Genomic DNA, 17177 nt, shown 5'->3' on the forward strand with positions numbered 1-17177 from the left:
AGTTGCCGGTGACGGTGAACGGCAAACTCGATCGGAAGGCGTTGCCGACACCCGACTTCGGCACGACCACCCGCGGATACCGCGCGCCGACGACACCCGCGGAGGAGGCGGTCGCGTCGGCCTTCGCCGCCGTCCTCGGAATCGACCGCGTCGGCGCCGACGACAGCTTCCTCGACCTCGGCGGAGATTCGCTCAGTGCCACTCGGGCGGTGGGACGCATCAGCAGCGCGCTGGACACCGACATCGGTGTCGCGGCGCTGTTCGACGCACCCGTGGTGTCCGATCTCGCCGTCCGGATCGACTCGGAGATGATGACGAGTTCCGTCTCCCCGGCGCTCACCGCGAGGCCGCGGCCCGAGCGGATTCCGCTGTCCCTCGCGCAGCAGCGGATGTGGTTCGTCAACCAGTTCGACACCGCCTCAACGGCCTACAACATCCCGGTCGCGCTGCAACTGGACGGCGCGCTCGATCTGGGTGCACTGCAAGCGGCACTCGGCGACGTCCTGGAGCGACACGAATCGCTGCGCACCGTGTTCCCCGGTTCCGCGGACGGACCCCGGCAGATGATCGCCGATTCCGCACTCGTCACCCCCGACCTCGAGCCGGTCCGGGTTGCCGAAGGAGCGCTCCGGGACTCCCTCGCCGCGTTCTTCGGCGTCGGATTCGATGTCACCGAGGACCTTCCGCTTCGCGTCCGGCTGTGGCGACTCGCGCCCGAGCGGCACGTCCTCGCCCTCGTCGTGCACCACATCGCGGCCGACGGCTTCTCGATGGCCCCCCTGGCGCGGGACGTGATGCTCGCCTACACGGCACGCGCGCAGCAGCAGGCACCCGGCTGGGTGCCGCTGCCCGTGCAGTACGCCGACTACAGCCTGTGGCAGCGCGAGACTCTGGGCACCGAGAAGCAGCCCGATTCGATGCTGTCCGGCCTGCTCGACTATTGGACCCGGACGTTGTCGGGCATCCCGGACGTGCTGCCGCTACCACTGGACCGGCCACGACCCGCGCAGCGGTCCCAGGTCGGGGCCGTCGTCCCGTTCGACATCCCACCGGGCGTCCACCAGACCCTGGCCGACCTTGCGCACCGAGGCAATTCGACGCTGTTCATGGTGGTGCACGCGGCCTTGGCCGTGCTGCTGACGAGGGTGTCGGGATCGGAAGACGTGGTGGTGGGTACCCCGATCGCGGGCCGCGGCCACGCCGCACTCGACGACGTCGTGGGGATGTTCGTCAACACGCTGGTACTCCGCACCCCGGTACCCGCGGGAACGTCGTTCGCCGAGTTGCTCACCGACGTGCGGTCGGTCGACCTCGGTGCGTTCGAGCACGCAGACCTGCCCTTCGAGCGGTTGGTCGACGAACTCGCACCCGAGCGGTCCACCGCGCACTCACCACTGTTCCAGGTGTTGCTCGAATTCCAGAACGCCACCCGCACACACCTGGAACTGCCCGGGCTGACCGCCCGGTCGCTCGACGTCGATCTGGACGTCGCGAAATTCGATCTGCAGGTGAGCCTGGTGGAGCGCGTCGACGAGCAGGGCGTGCCCGTCGGGATCAGCGCCGGTGTCCGCTACGCGACGGACGTCTTCGATCGTGCGTCGGTGGAGGGTTTCGTCGAGCGCTTCGTGCGGGTGATCGAGGCCGTGACCACCGATCCGGCCGCGCCCGTCGGGGACGTCGACATCCTGGATGCGCCCGAACGCGAACTCGTGCTCGCCGCCGCGTATCGGCCGGGGACCGACGTCGCACCGCTGTCGCTGGTCGATCTGTTCGATCGGGCGGTGGCGTCCGACGGTGAGGCAGTCGCGGTGCGCTGCGAAGGCACGTCGGTGACGTACCGGGAACTCGACGAGCGGGCCAACCGGCTCGCCCGACTTCTGGTGGCACGGGGAGCCGGCGCGGAAACACTGGTGGCGGTGGGGATGACGCGGTCGATCGACCTCGTCGTGGCGCTGGTGGCGGTGGTGAAGACGGGCGCGGGCTACCTCCCGGTGGATGTGGCCTCTCCTGCCGAGCGGTTGGCCTTCCTGCTCGGCGACGCCCGGCCGCAGTGTGTGCTCACCACCGCCGCGGACGCCGCGACCTTCCGAGGCTCCGGGGTGCCGGTGGTCGTGGTGGACGACCCCGCGACCGTGACTGCACTGCAGCCGCTGTCGCCGCTGCCGGTGACCGACGACGACCGCCGCACTCCGCTGCGTCTGGACTCCGTGGCCTACGTGATCTACACCTCCGGTTCCACCGGGCAGCCGAAGGGCGTGCAGGTCTCGCACCGCAACGTCGTCACGCTGGTGGCAAACACGCAGACGCTGTTCGGATTCGGACCGGCCGACGTGTGGACCATGTTCCATTCCGCCGCATTCGACTTCTCGGTGTGGGAGATGTGGGGGGCGCTCGCCCACGGCGGCCGGCTGGTGCTGGTGGACTACTACACGGCGCGCTCACCCGGGAAGTTCCTCGACCTCCTGCGTGACGAGGCAGTCACGGTCGTCAATCAAACCCCCACCGCCTTCTACCAATTGGCGGAGGCGGATCGCCTCGCGGGCGGTCCCGCGCTGTCGCTGCGGTACGTGATCTTCGGCGGGGAGGCCCTCGACTTCGGCCACCTCCGGCGCTGGTACGCCCGCCGGGGTGACACCGCGCCGGTCCTGTCGAACATGTACGGCATCACGGAAACGACCGTGCACGTCACCCATCTGCCGATCGACCGGGACCTCGTCGGGGACGCGTCCGGGTCGGTGATCGGCCGGGGTGTGCCCGGACTGCACGTGTACGTGCTCGACGGACGGCTCCACCCGGTGCCGCCGGGAGTGGTCGGGGAGATGTACGTCTCCGGGGCGCAGGTCTCGCGCGGCTACCTCGGCAGGCCCGCCCTCACGTCCGGCCGTTTCGTTCCCGACCCGTTCGTGCCCGGGGCCCGGATGTACCGGTCCGGCGATCTGGGCAGGTGGAACGCGCACGGACAACTCGAGTACCTCGGCCGCAACGACCTCCAGGTGCAGGTGAAGGGTTACCGGATCGAACTCGGGGAGGTGGAGTCGGCCCTGCTCGCGAGCGAGGGGGTGGCGCAGGCGGCGGTGACGGCGCGCGGCGGCCGGCTGGTGGGGTACGTGGTGCCGGAGGCCGGCGTCGCGCTCGACCCGGCCGTGATCGTCGACGCGGCCGCGGAGCGATTGGCGTCGCACATGGTGCCGGCCGCAGTGATGGTGCTCGACGCAATGCCGCTGACGGTGAACGGCAAACTCGATCGGAAAGCGCTGCCCGAACCGGACTTCGGGCAGCGGGTGACCACGGGCCGCGGGCCGGTCACCGAGACCGAACGGATCCTCGCCGGCCTGTTCGCGGAGGTCCTCGGTCTCGACTCGGTGGGTGTCGACGACTCCTTCTTCACCCTCGGTGTCGACGACTCGTTCTTCGCCCTCGGTGGCGACTCGATCATGTCGATCCAGCTGGTCACCCGCGCCAAGGCCGCCGGGGTACTGATCTCGCCGCGGGACGTGTTCGAGCGCAAAACCGTTGCCGGGCTCGCCGCGACAGCCGGCACGGACGACGAGGCGGTGGTTCTCGACGAACTGCCCGGGGGCGGGATCGGCGAGATCGTGCTGACGCCGATCGTGCGGTGGATGCTCGCCAGGGGCGGGGATTTCCGCCGCTACGCGCAGTCCGCGCTGTTCACGCTCCCGGCGACGATGACCGAAGACACCCTGACGCGCGCCCTGCAGGCCGTGCTGGACCGGCACGATGTCTTGCGGGCGCGGTTGTACCGCACGTCCAGCACCCAAGCGGGATGGTCGATGGAGGTACAGGGGGAAGGGGCGGTGCGGGCGGCGACCGTGCTGCGCCGGGGCCGGGCGGACGAGATCGGCGCCGAATTCGACAGCGCCCTCGATCGGCTCGACCCGGAGTCGGGCGTGATGATCCAGGCGGTCTGGTTCGACGAGGCCGAACGGCCGGGGCGCGTGCTGATCGTCGTCCATCACCTGGCGATGGACGGGGTGTCCTGGCGGATCCTGATCCCCGACCTCGCTGCGGCGTGCGCGCAACTGCAGTCCGGCAGCCCACCGGTGCTGAAGCGGTCGGGGACGTCGATGCGCCGGTGGGCGCACGGGCTCGCCGACGCCGCGCGTGAGCCCCGGCGCGCCGCCGAACTCGACGTGTGGCGCGCGATGCCGGCCGCACCCGAACCGTTGCTGGGGTCCCGTCCGTTGACCGCCTCGGACACCGTCGCCACCGCCGCGCACCTCGCGGTGCGTGTTCCTGCCTCGCTGACCGAGACGTTGTCGACGACCGTGCCGCGGGCGTTCCGCAGCAGCGTCGCCGATGCCCTGCTGACCGCGCTGACGATGGCGCTGACGCGATGGCGGCGGCACCGTGGCATCGACCTTCCCGGCGCGCTGGTCGGGCTCGAAGGCCACGGTCGTGAAGAGCAGGTGGTGCCCGGCGCCGATCTCGCGCGCACCATCGGCTGGTTCACCACGATCTTCCCCGTGCGACTCGATCTCGGCGGGGTCGACCTCGACGACGCGTTCGCCGCGGGTCCGTCCGCGGGAGCCGCGCTCAAGTCCGTGAAGGAGCAACTCCGCGCCGTTCCCGACCACGGCATCGGATTCGGGCTTCTCCGGTACCTGAACGACGAGACGGCGCAGTCTCTTTCGCCGCTGCCGACTCCCCAGGTCAGCTTCAACTACCACGGCAGAATGGGCGGGACCGCCACGGAGACCGCGGAGGGATGGGTGCCGGTCGACGAACCCGGACTGCGCGAGAACCCGGCCGTCCCGGTCGCGGCCGTCGTCGACATCACTGCACTGACCGTCGACTCGGGCGACGGCCCCCAGCTGAGTTCCACGTGGACCTACCCGCCGGAGGTCCTCACCCGTGAGGAGGTCGAGGAACTCGCGCAGCTGTGGCTGCAGGCCCTCGCCGCTCTCGGAACCCACGCGGAGTCGGGCGGCGCCGGGTTCACGCCGTCGGACCTCGAGCTCGTCGCTCTGCGGCAGGACGCGATCGAGTCGCTCGAAAGCGGGTGCCCGGACCTGACGGACGTATGGCCGTTGTCGCCGCTGCAGGCAGGCATGCTCTTCCACGCCGAACTCGCCGACGACTCCCTCGACGCCTACCTGGTGCAGGTGAGCCTCGAACTCGACGGCGCCGTGGATCCGCATCGACTGCGCCGCGCTGCCGATGCGCTGCTGGCCCGGCACGACAACCTGCGCGCCGGCTTCCTCCGGGACGCCGAGGGCAACGCCGTACACGTGATCCGGCGACGGGTGCAGGCGCCCTGGCACGAGGTCGATCTGACGGCTCTGGGCGTGGACGCCGCCGCGTCCGAGGTCACGCGGCTGCTGGCCGAGGACCGGATGCGCCCGTTCGACATGACGGACGCCCCGCTGATCCGGTTCATGCTGATCGCGACCGGGCCGAACCGATACCGGCTGGTGTCGACGAACCATCACATCCTGCTCGACGGCTGGTCGATGCCGTTGCTGATCCGGGAGTTGCTGACGCTGTACGCCACCGACGGGGACGCGTCGCCGCTACCGCGTGTGCGCGCATACCGCGACTACCTGGCGTGGATGACGCGCCGCGATCAGGACGCCTCCCGGGAAGTCTGGGCCCGGGCTCTCGCCGGGGTGGAGGGACCGACGTTGCTGGCCCACGGCGCGAGCGGGGCGACGGGGAATGTGGCCGACCGGGGGCACCGGTTGTCCACGATGTCCGACGAGTTCGCCTTCGACCTCGACGAGGAGCGCACCGCCCTGTTGCGGGACGTCGCGCGTTCGCGGGGGCTGACCGTCAACACGCTCGTCCAGGTGTCGTGGGGGATCGTGCTGGGTGCGTTGACCGCCCGCGACGACGTGCTGTTCGGTGCCACCGTGTCGGGGCGGCCTCCCGAGTTGGCGGGCATCGAGACGATGGTCGGGCTGTTCATCAACACACTCCCCGTCCGGATCAGGTTGCGTCCCGGCGACACCGTCGGCGCACTGCTGGAACGGGTGCAGGCCGAGCAGGCGGCGCTGCTGGATCATCACTACCTGGGCCTGTCCGAGATTCAGGGCGCGGCGGGGCCGGAGATCGGGTTCGACACGTTGACCGTGTTCGAGTCGTACCCCGTCGACCGTGCCGGGCTCACCACCGACACCGACATCGCAGGCCTGCGCGTCACCGGGGTGGACGCGCGGGACGCCGCCCACTACCCCCTCAGCCTGGTGGCGTCGGTCGACGCCCGGCTGCACCTGAAATTCGAGTACCTCCCGGACGTGTTCGACGCGGACACCGTCGCCGGTCTCGCCGGGCGGGTGCTCCGGGTGCTCGACGCCTGCACCCGGCCGGACCGGCCGCTGGCCGCACTGTCGCTGCTGACCGACCGGGAGCGCGCCGAACTGGTGCCGGTCCGCGGCCGTCCGGGCGGATCGACCCGCACACTGCCGCACATCCTCGAGGACGGCGCCGCGCTCGACGGGCACGCGGTCGCCCTGTCCTACGAGGACGTCGACGTGACCTACGGTGAGCTGGACGAGCAATCGAACCGTCTGGCCCGCGCCCTCATCGCACGCGGGGCGGGCCCGGAAACGTTCGTGGCCATCGGGATACCGCGCTCCGTCGATTCGGTGCTGTCGGTGTGGGCGGTGGCGAAGACCGGTGCGGCGTTCGTGCCGATCGACCCGAACTACCCCGACGAGCGCATCACCCACATGCTCGTCGATTCCGGAGTCACGCTCGGCCTGACCACGACCGGGCATCGAGACCGGCTCCCGGGCGACGCGCAGTGGCTGCTCCTCGACGAACCCGGCTTCGCGGTCGAATGCGCCGAGCGTCCGGGGACACCCGTGACCGACGCCGACCGGAGCGGTCCGGTCACGCTGGACACCGCCGCGTACGCCGTCTACACGTCGGGGTCCACGGGCCTGCCGAAGGGTGTGGTGGTCACCCACCGCGGTCTGGACAATTTCGCCCTCGATCAACTCGAACGTTTCCGTGCGACACCGCAATCCCGGACACTGCACTTCTCCACGCCGAGCTTCGACGGGTCGGTGTTCGAGTACCTCCAGGCGTTCGGCGCCGGCGCGACGATGGTGATCGCGCCGCCCGCCGTGTTCGGCGGCGACGAACTCGCGCGGCTGCTGGCCGACCGGAACGTCACCCACGCGTTCATCACCACGGCCGCGCTGGCGTCGCTCGACCCTGCCGGGCTGACGCACCTGACGGACCTGGTGTTCGGCGGGGAGGCGTGCCCACCCGAACTCGTCGCCCGCTGGGCGCCCGGCCGCCGCCTGTACAACGCGTACGGACCGACCGAGACCACGATCATGTCCAACATCAGCACACCGATGGTCCCGGGGGAACCGATCACCATCGGCGGGCCGATCCGCGGCGTGACGGAACTGGTGCTCGACACCCGGCTGCAACCGGTCCCCGTCGGTGTTGCCGGCGAGTTGTATCTCGCCGGGGCGGGTCTGGCCCGCGGCTACCACCGCAGGCAGGCACTGACCGCCGAGCGGTTCGTCGCCGACCCGTTCCGGCCCGGTGAGCGGATGTACCGCACCGGCGACATCGTGCGGTGGACGCCGGACCACAGCATCGAGTACGTGGGCCGCACCGACTTCCAGGTCAAGGTCCGCGGTTTCCGCATCGAACTCGGCGAGATCGACGCCACGCTCATGTCGGAGCCGAATGTCGGATTCGCGGCCACGCTCGCGCACCGCGGGCCCGCGGGCGACACCCTGCTGGTGTCCTACGTCGTACCGTCGTCGGGCGTCTCCCTCGACACCGCCGGACTCACCCGGCACGTGGCGGACCGCCTGCCGCCGCACATGGTGCCCACCTCGATCACGGTGCTGGAACGCATCCCGCTGACGGCCGTCGGCAAGCTGGACCGCTCGGCACTGCCGGAGCCCGACCTGCTGTCCGGGGCGGGGCACTACCGGGTCCCGGCCGGGCCGATCGAGGAAACGGTGGCCGGTGTCTTCGCGGACGTGCTCGGACTGGGGCGGGTCGGCGCCGACGCCGACTTCTTCGACCTCGGCGGCAATTCCCTGAGCGCCACCCGGGTCACGGCGCGGCTGCGCGCGCTGCTCGGCACCGACTGTGGTGTGCGGGACCTGTTCGAGGCGCCTACCGTCGCGGCGCTGGCGGCGCGGATCGAACAGTTCGGGGCGGGGACGTCCGGCCGCCCGGTACTCGGGGTCCGCACGCGGCCCGACGACATTCCGCTGTCGTTCGCGCAGCAGCGGATGTGGTTCGTCAACCAGCTCGACACCACCTCGGCCGCCTACAACATCCCGATCGTGGTGGCACTGAGCGGGAACCTCGATGTGGGAGAGCTGAACTCGGCGCTCACCGACGTCCTCGTCCGGCACGAGTCGCTGCGCACGATGTTCCCGGTCCGCGGGGACTGGCCGGTTCAGCAGATCCTGCCCGCCGCGGGTGCGGTGCCCGAGCTGGTCCCCGTCCCCGTCGCGGACGAGCACCTGCGGGACGAGGTGTCCCGGCTCGTCTCGGCGGGTTTCGATGTGACCGTGGAGCTTCCGCTGCGGGCCGGGCTGTATTCGCTGAGCGCCACCGAGCACGTCCTCGCCGTGGTGGTGCACCACATCTCGGCGGACGGGTTCTCGATGGGGCCGCTGGTGCGCGACGTGATGGCGGCGTACGGCGCCCGCGTGTCCGGCGGCGCGCCCGATTGGACACCGCTTCCGGTGCAGTACGCGGATTACGCCCTGTGGCAGCGGGAACTGCTCGGTTCGGAAGACGACCCCGAGTCGCTGCTGTCGAGGCAGCTCGACTACTGGACGACCGCGCTGGCGGGTACCCCCGATCTCCTGGAACTGCCCACCGATCGGGACCGGCCGTCGCAGCAGTCCTTCCGCGGTGCGCGCATCCACTTCTCCGTCGACACCGGCCTGCATCGCCGCATCCGGGAGCTGTCGCGACGCCTCGGCGCCACCGAGTTCATGACCGTGCACGCCGCCCTGGCGGTGTTGCTCAGTCGGCTCGGCGGCACCGCGGACGTCGCCGTCGGCACCCCGATCGCCGGCCGCGGAGACCCCGCCCTCGACGGTCTGATCGGCATGTTCGTGGGCACGCTCGCGCTGCGCACCCGGGTGGACGCGGCCGCGCCGTTCACCGCACTGGCCGCGCACTGCCGCGACGTCGACCTCGGAGCGTTCGCACGTGCCGACGTTCCGTTCGAGCGGGTGGTGGACGCGGTCGGGCCGACCCGCTCGACGGCGTATGCGCCGCTCGTCCAGGTCTCGCTGGAATTTCAGAACAACGAGCGACCGGTCCTGACGCTGCCGGGGCTGGACGTCCGCGGCATCGACTCCGGGCTCGCCGTCGTCAAGGTGGATCTCGAATTCCTGCTCTCGGAGGAGTTCGATGCGGACGGTGCGCCGGCCGGGATGAGCGGCGCCGTCGATTTCGCCACCGACCTCTTCGACGCCGACACCGTCCGCGGGTTCGCCGACCGGTTCGTGCGGATCCTCGACGCCGTCACGGCGAACCCCGACCGGCCGGTCGGCGACCTCCCGCTGCTCGACGAGGCGGAGTTGCGGGCGATGGCACCTGCCCGCGGCGAGCCGGACGTGCGAATGCAGTTGTGGCCCGACCTGCTGACGGCGGCCGCCGCATTCGACCCGGACGCGGTGGCCCTGTCCTACGAGGACCGGCGGGTCAGCTACCGCGAACTCGACGAGTGGTCCAATCGGTGGGCGCGGATCCTGCGCGGTCGTGGGGTGGGGCCGGAGACGTTCGTGGCCGTCGGAATGCCCCGCTCGATCGAGTCGGTGGTCGCGATCTGGTCGATCACCAAGGCCGGTGCGGCGTTCGTGCCCGTCGACCCCACCTATCCGCGCGAGCGCATCGACTACATGCTCACCGATTGCCGGGCGGCACTCGGCCTCACCGTGAGCAGTCGCCGCGGCGACCTGCCGGACACCGTCCCGTGGCTGATCCTCGACGACGAGGGGGCCGCCGCGCAGGTGGCAGCGGTGTCACCCGCACCGGTCACCGACGAGGATCGGACGAGTCCGTTGCACCTCGCCCACCCGGCCTATCTCATCTACACGTCGGGGTCGACCGGACGACCGAAGGGCGTCACCGTCACCCACCGGGGGATGGCCGACTTCACCGCGGAGACGCACGAACGGTTCCAGGTCACCCACGAGTCCCGCGTGTCGCAACTGGCGTCCCCGAGTTTCGACGCCTCCGTGTTCGAACTGATGATGGCGTTCAGCGCGTCGGCGCAGGTCGTGATCGTGCCGCCCGCCGTCCTCGGGGGCAGCGAGTTGGCGGACCTGTTCCGTCGCGAGCGCGTGACCCACGCGACCATCACCCCGACCGCGCTGGCGGCGCTCGACAACGACGGTCTCGATTCGCTCCGCGTCCTCGACCTGGTGGGCGAGGCGTGCCCGCCGGAGGTGGTCGCGCGGTGGGCGCCGGGCCGGAGCCTGCACAGCGGGTACGGACCCACGGAGACCACCATCCAGGCGAGTGTCAGCGCCCCGATGCGTCCCGGCGAGGGTGTGAACATCGGTTCGCCCGCAGTGGGATTCGCGTTCCTCGTTCTCGACGAGCGGCTGCAGCCCGTGCCCGCCGGGGTGCCCGGCGAGTTGTACATCGGCGGGCCGGGTATGGCGCGCGGGTACCACAACCGGCCTGCGCTCACCTCGGAACGATTCGTGGCCTGCAACTTCGGGGAGCCGGGGTGCCGGATGTACCGCACCGGCGACGTGGTGCGCTGGAGGCGTGACCATACCCTGGAGTACTTGGGCCGCAGCGACTTCCAGGTCAAGGTCCGTGGCTTCCGCATCGAACTCGGGGAGATCGACGCCGTGCTCGGCAGGCACCCGGCGGTGGCGTTCGCCGCCACCGTCGGTCACACCGGCCCGTCCGGCGACACCGTGCTCGCCTCGTATGTGCGGGTTCAGGACGGACAGGAGGTCGAGCCCGCCGGACTGCGCACCTACGTGTCCGAGCGCCTGCCCGCTCACATGGTGCCGTCCGCGGTGGTCGTACTCGATCGGATACCGATGACCCCGGTGGGCAAGCTCGATCGGAAGGCGTTGCCTGCCCCCGAGTTCGGTTCGACCGGTGCCGCGTTCCGGGCCCCGGCCACGGACACCGAGCGCCTCGTGGTGGACGTCTTCGCGTCGGTTCTCGGGGTGGACCGGGTGGGCACCGCCGACAGCTTCTTCGATCTCGGCGGAAACTCCCTCCTCGCCACCCGGATCGTCAGCGCACTGCAGGCCGAACTGGATCGGCGGGTTCCGCTGCAATGGATGTTCCTCGACCCGACCCCGGCCGGGATCGCAGGCCGACTCGACCTTCCGCACCGGAGCGCCGGCCTGGAAGAGGCGCTCGCCGTCGTGATTCCGCTGCGAGCGCACGGCAGCGGGAGGCCGCTGTTCTGCGTGCATCCGGGAATCGGGCTGTCCTGGGGGTACGCCGGTCTGGTGCAGTACCTCCCGCCGGACCGGCCCGCGTACGGGCTGCAACTGCCCACGATCAGCGGCGGCGGCGACTACCGGACGATCGAGCAATTGGCGCACCGCTACATCGAGGAGATGCGGGCCATCCAGCCCACCGGCCCGTACGACCTGCTCGGCTGGTCGCTCGGCGGCGTCATCGCGCACGCCATGGCCGTCGAACTGCAGACGGCGGGTGAGGAGGTCGGCACCCTGGCCGTCATGGACAGCTACCCCGTGGGCGGCGAGGAGCCGCCGTCCGGCAGGCTGGACGTCCGGGACCTCCTGCGTGGGCTGGGACTGCAGGCGGACCCGGACGCCGAGATGACCTACGAGCACGCGGCCCGGTTGATCGACGAGTCGTTCGGCACCGAGACCGGTGTGCGGGGACGCGACCTCGAACGGATCTCCGCCGGCTACGAGAACTCCCGGTGGCTCGCGCATCACTTCGTGCCCCGGGCCTACGACGGGGACCTGCTCGTCTTCCACGCCACCCGCGACGGGGACGGGACCGGCCCTGCGCGCTCGGCGGACGAATGGCGGCCGCTCGTCACCGGCCGGATCGACGAGCAGCCCGTGGACTGCGGCCACAACGACATGATCGAGCCGCAGTCCCTCGCCGTCATCGGGCCGGTGCTCTCGCGCGCGCTGTCCGACCGCCCGTGACCCGGGTCAGGCGATGCGGAACGGGGTGAGGCCGCGAATCGGCCACTCGCCGTTGACGTCCGACGCATCGCGCCCCTGCCGGGCGAGGTAGTCGGCGAAGTCACGCTGCCGTTCCGCGTGCCAGTCGGCCTGATGGGTCATGATGTCGAGGGCCCGCAGATTCGGGAACTGCTGCGCCAGCCTCCGGGCGAGGTGTGCGGCGGCGAGCGCGTCGGCCTCCGCCTCGTGGGCGTCCTCCAGCGCGATGCCGTAGTGCTCGCACACCGCGCCGAGGGTGCGCCTGCCCTTCCGGTACCGATCCATCTCGCGGTCGATGACGTAGGGGTCGACCACGATGCCGGTGACGAGGTCGGGCAGCCCGAGCCGCAGACCCTCGGTGTGCATGACGGTCAGGTCGTAGGACGCGTTGAACGCGACGACGGCGTGGTCCCGGGTCCACGCGTCGTACAGGGCGTCGCGGATCTCGCCGTACCCGGTGGCGTAGTCCTGCCCGCGGGTCCGGGCGTACTCCGTGGAGATGCCGTGCACGTCCGTCGCGCCCTGCGGGATGGGAACCTCGGGGTCGAGCAACCAGGTGCGCGACTCGAGGTGGTGAGCGTCGACGACGGCGATGCACGCGGAGACGATGCGGGCGTCGGTGGGGTCGGGCCCCGTCGTCTCCAGATCGAACGCGCAGATCGGTCTGTCCGACCAGCTGGTCATGGGGGCCTCTCGGTGGTGATTCGGTGCGCGCCCAGTATCTGCCGCGGGAGGCGCCGGATCCGGGACCGACACGGCGGGGATCCCAGGTTGTCGTGGCCGGTCGCCGGGGGTATCGTGTCCTGCGGTCTGCAGTTCGCCGAGGTCGTGAACTGTGTTATCTCGAGAGAGCGTTCTTTCGAGGGAAGAGTGCGAGAGGGTAAGGAGGTGTGGCATCCGATGAGAAGCCAACCTCCCAGTACCAACTGAAACCGTCCCACCGGTAGGTGCGCGGTTTCACGGTCCGTGTTCCTCAGCGCCGTCCCGCGCTGCCCTTTTCCCTCGAAAGCCCCGTGCCATGCCTCAGTTGCGCCCGATCCGTTCCCTCCTGCCCAGTCGCTCCGCCGGTGTGTCCGACGCGGACGCCGGTCACGCCGTCACGCGGCGCCCCGTCGAGCCGACGCCGGCGGAGGAAACGGTGGTCAACAGCGCCGTCTACCGCGACGGCCGGAAGACGGCCAGTCCGGCCACGCTGTCGGAGGCGCTCGCGAGCCTTCCCGATGCGGCGTCGATGGCGTGGATCGGGATGTATCGGCCCAACGACGCCCAGTTGTATGCGGCGGCAAAGCAATTCGACCTGCACGAGCTGGCCGTCGAGGACGCCATCGTCGCCCACCAGCGGCCCAAGCTGGAGCGTTACGGCAAGACGCTGTTCGTGGTGCTCCGCGCCGCGCGGTACTGCGACGAGACCGAGCGCGTCGAATTCGGTGAGCTGCACGTCTTCTGCGGTCCGACGTTCGTGCTCACGGTCCGGCACAGCGAATCCCCCGACCTGTCGGCGGTCCGCAGGCGGATGGAAAGCAACCCGGACCTGCTCCGGCTCGGCCCCGAGGCCGTGCTCTACGCCATCCTCGACGCCGTGGTCGACGGGTACGCGCCGGTGGTGGCCGGATTGCAGAACGACATCGACGAGATCGAGACCGAGGTGTTCAGCGGGGCGCCCGGCGTGTCGCGGCGCATCTACGAACTCACCCGTGAGGTCATCGAATTCCAGAGGGCCACAAGGCCGTTGCTCGGAATGCTGCGGGGGTTGTCGCAGGGTTTCGAGAAGTACAACACCGACGAGGAGTTGCAGCGTTATCTGCGTGACGTCACCGACCACGCGACGGTCGTCGTGGAGCGGGCGGACGGGTTCCGTCAGTTGCTCGGGAACATCCTCACCGTCAACGCCACCCTGGTGTCGCAGGAGCAGAACGAGGAGATGCGCAACCTGACCCAGGCCAGCTACGCGCAGAACGAAGAGATCAAGAAGGTGTCGGCGTGGGCGGCAATCCTCTTCGCGCCCACCCTGATCGGAACCGTGTACGGCATGAACTTCGACCACATGCCCGAACTGCACTGGGTCGGCGGGTATCCGTTCGCCCTGTCGCTGATGATGCTCACCTGCGCCGGGCTGTACACGATCTTCAAACGCCGGGGCTGGTTGTGAGCGAGGCCGGCCGCGGGCGGAACCCGCGGCCGGCCTGCGCCCGCCGTCAGAGTTCGTCGACGCAGACGACGAACTTGCGTTCGGAGTATTCGTAGCCGTTGGACGACGTGCTGCACGAGTCCACGGACGTGGCGCCCTGCACGATCTCCGTCACCTTCACCCCGTCGACGGCCGTCGTGTCACCGCACTCGATGCGCGCGGGGTCCTCGCCGCCGACGTCCATGCAGCCGCCGATCACCCAGTCCACGTCGAGGCAGATCGCGCCCTGCTCGATGCCGCCGAGGGTTTCGTAGTAGTAGGAGTCGGCGTCGCTGATGCACTGGCTGTTCTTCGCGGCTTTCGCGATCACCTTGTAGTTCGAATCGGGGCTGCCGCACACCGCCTTGTCGATCTCGGCGTCGGTGACGGTGCCGCCGAGCTTCACGCACTCACCGATCGCGACCTCGAAGTCGACGTCGCCGCCCGCGTCCTCGCCTTCCTGCCCGTCGATCACGGTGGTCGACGAGGTGGCCGCGGAGGCACCCGACTCCGGCACCGCGGTGGGCGTCGTGTCCGAACCACACCCTGTCACCAGAACTGCCGTCGCCGACAACGCGACGACCGCGGTACACACCCGCCGAACTAACCCTGTCATGTCTGACCCCTCCGTCGGGTGACGTCCCGCCACCCGTGCCTCTGAGATGACCGTTGCCACCTCGACCGTGTCCACCGCGATTGCCGTGTCGCGCATTATTTGATTACATCGCTGTCCGATTTGCCAATTGTGATGACAGTATGGACGGGTGGACCTCCCCGTGATGCCCCCGTTACAGCCGATGCTCGCGAAGGCTGCGTCGTCCGTTCCGGCGCAACCGGAGTCCGGGCCCGCCTGGTTGTACGAACCCAAATGGGACGGGTTCCGCACCCTCGTCTTCCGGGACGGCGACGAGGTGGTGCTCGGTTCCCGCGGCGGAAAAGACTTGGCCCGGTACTTTCCCGAACTCGTCCGCGCCGTGAAGGACGAACTGCCCGAGCGGTGCGTGGTGGACGGCGAACTCGTCGTCCCGCGCAACATCGACGGCCGCACCCGCCTCGACTGGGAGTCGTTGTCGGAGCGCATTCATCCCGCGGAGAGCCGGGTGACGATGCTGGCGGAGAAGACCCCGGCCCAGTTCGTCGCGTTCGATCTGCTGGCCCTGGGCGACCGCGACCTCAGCCGGGAGGACTTCTCCGTGCGCCGCGCGCAACTCGTCGGCACCGTCGGCGGCGGGCCCTCCTGCCACGTCACCGCGGCCACCGAATCCAGCGCGACGGCCACGGAGTGGTTCGAGGCGTTCGAGGGGGCCGGTCTCGACGGGGTGGTGGCGAAGAAGCTGGTGGGCCCGTACCTGCCGAACAAGCGAGAGATGGTGAAGGTGAAGCACGCCCGCACCGCCGACTGCGTCGTCATCGGATACCGCCCGCACAAGAGTCAGCCGGGGATCGGGTCCATGCTGCTCGGACTGTACGACGGCGACCAGATGGCGATGGTCGGCGGGGCGTCGGCGTTCACGGCCGCGCGGCGGATCGAACTGCTCGCCGAACTCGACGAACTGCGCGTCGGCGACGACGTCGTCGCGGACGGGGCGCCGACGCGGTGGCAGTCCGGAAACGACCGGACCTGGGTGCCGCTGCGCCCCGAACGCGTCGTCGAGGTGGCGTACGACCAGATGGAGGGTGCGCGGTTCCGGCACGCCGCGCGGTTCCTGCGCTGGCGTCCGGACCGGGCGCCCGACGAGTGCACGTTCCAACAATTGGAGGTCCCGGTGCGATACGACCTTGCCGACGTCCTGGCCGGAGGTTCCTAGATGGCGAGTCCTGCCGAAGAACTCGACGTCGACGGCGTCGCCGTGCGGCTGTCGAGTCCCGACAAGATCTACTACCCGAAACTCGGTGCCGACGGCGGCACGAAGCGGCACCTGGTGGAGTACTACCGGACGGTGGCGTGCAGCGGTGCGCTGCTGGGCGCCCTGTTCGATCGGCCGACGCACCTGCAACGGTTCCCGGACGGGATCGAGGGCGAGGAGATCTACCAGAAGCGGGTGCCCGCGAAGCGCCCCGACCACGTCGACTCGTGCGAGGTCACGTTCCCGTCCGGCCGCAAGGCGGACGTGCTCCGGGTGCGCAGCGCCGCGAACATCGTGTGGGCGGCGAACCTCGGCAACATCACGTTCCACCCGTGGGCGGTGCGGTGCCCCGACGTCGATCACCCCGACGAACTGCGCATCGACCTGGACCCGCAGCCCGGCACCGGATTCGACGACGCCCGGGCGGTCGCGCTGGACGTGCTCCGGCCGCTGCTGGACGAACTCGGTCTGATCGGCTACCCCAAGACCTCGGGCGGCCGCGGCCTGCACGTGTATCTCCGCATCGAGCCGCGCTGGGACTTCATCGAGGTGCGGCGCGCGGGCATCGCCCTGGCCCGGGAGATCGAGCGGCGCAGCGGCGACCGGGCCACCACGTCCTGGTGGAAGGAGGAGCGGGGCGAGCGCATCTTCCTCGACTTCAACCAGAACGCCCGGGACAAGACCATCGCGTCCGCCTACTCGGCCCGCAAGACGCCGATCGCGACCGTGTCGACGCCGGTCACCTGGGAGGAACTCGTCGACGTCCACCCCGACGACTTCACCATCGCGACCGTCCCCGCGCTGCTCGAGAAACGCGGCGACCCGATGGCGACCATGGGTGACGTGGCGCAATCCCTCGACGTGCTGCTGGAGATGGCGGAACGGGACACCGCGAACGGCCTCGGCGATCTCCCGTACCCACCCAATTACCCCAAAATGCCGGGGGAACCCAAGCGGGTACAACCGAGTCGGGACCGAGACCGCAAATAGCCGGCGCTCACGTAGGCTCGGGACGGTCGGGTC

General features: G+C 70.1%; 6 protein-coding genes. 4 read left to right on the forward strand and 2 right to left on the reverse strand.

Annotated elements, in window-relative coordinates; translation table 11 throughout:
- The coding region (locus tag P3H15_RS10360) for an amino acid adenylation domain-containing protein (RefSeq protein WP_276137151.1) at positions 1–12122 on the forward strand (12122 nt) is incomplete at its 5' end.
- Positions 12123–12128: 6 nt separating this feature from the next.
- On the opposite strand, the gene P3H15_RS10365 is transcribed toward P3H15_RS10360, so the two are convergent.
- Positions 12129–12824, reverse strand: coding sequence for a 3'-5' exonuclease (locus P3H15_RS10365; RefSeq protein ID WP_276137152.1), 696 nt, complete (start codon positions 12822–12824; stop codon positions 12129–12131).
- 334 nt (positions 12825–13158) lie between these two features.
- On the opposite strand from P3H15_RS10365, the gene P3H15_RS10370 reads away from it, so the two are divergent.
- Complete coding sequence (locus P3H15_RS10370) at positions 13159–14289, forward strand: magnesium and cobalt transport protein CorA (protein ID WP_276137153.1); 1131 nt, start codon at positions 13159–13161, stop codon at positions 14287–14289.
- Between the two features lie 46 nt (positions 14290–14335).
- On the opposite strand, the gene P3H15_RS10375 is transcribed toward P3H15_RS10370, so the two are convergent.
- Positions 14336–15019: a hypothetical protein gene (locus tag P3H15_RS10375; protein WP_276137154.1), complete on the reverse strand. Its 684-nt coding sequence runs from the start codon at positions 15017–15019 to the stop codon at positions 14336–14338.
- A 52-nt stretch (positions 15020–15071) separates the two neighbouring features.
- Between P3H15_RS10375 and P3H15_RS10380 the strand changes: the two genes are divergently transcribed.
- Both P3H15_RS10380 and P3H15_RS10385 read left to right on the forward strand, forming a co-directional pair.
- Positions 15072–16115 carry an ATP-dependent DNA ligase gene (locus P3H15_RS10380; protein ID WP_276137155.1) on the forward strand — a complete coding sequence of 348 codons (1044 nt, stop codon included), beginning with the start codon at positions 15072–15074 and terminating at the stop codon, positions 16113–16115.
- On the forward strand, positions 16116–17144 hold the full coding sequence (locus P3H15_RS10385; RefSeq protein ID WP_276137156.1) for a DNA polymerase domain-containing protein: 1029 nt from the start codon (positions 16116–16118) through the stop codon (positions 17142–17144).
- The last annotated feature ends 33 nt before the right edge of the window (positions 17145–17177 follow it).

Source organism: Rhodococcus sp. T2V, assembly GCF_029269925.1.
GTDB lineage: Bacteria > Actinomycetota > Actinomycetes > Mycobacteriales > Mycobacteriaceae > Rhodococcus_F > Rhodococcus_F koreensis.

Bases quoted from the DNA above. Each gene is read 5' to 3' on its own strand.
- P3H15_RS10370 (WP_276137153.1), top strand. From the start codon at position 13,159: ATGCCTCAGTTGCGCCCGATCCGTTCCCTCCTGCCCAGTCGCTCCGCC.
- P3H15_RS10365 (WP_276137152.1), bottom strand. From the start codon at position 12,824: ATGACCAGCTGGTCGGACAGACCGATCTGCGCGTTCGATCTGGAGACG.
- P3H15_RS10385 (WP_276137156.1), top strand. From the start codon at position 16,116: ATGGCGAGTCCTGCCGAAGAACTCGACGTCGACGGCGTCGCCGTGCGG.
- P3H15_RS10375 (WP_276137154.1), bottom strand. From the start codon at position 15,019: ATGCGCGACACGGCAATCGCGGTGGACACGGTCGAGGTGGCAACGGTC.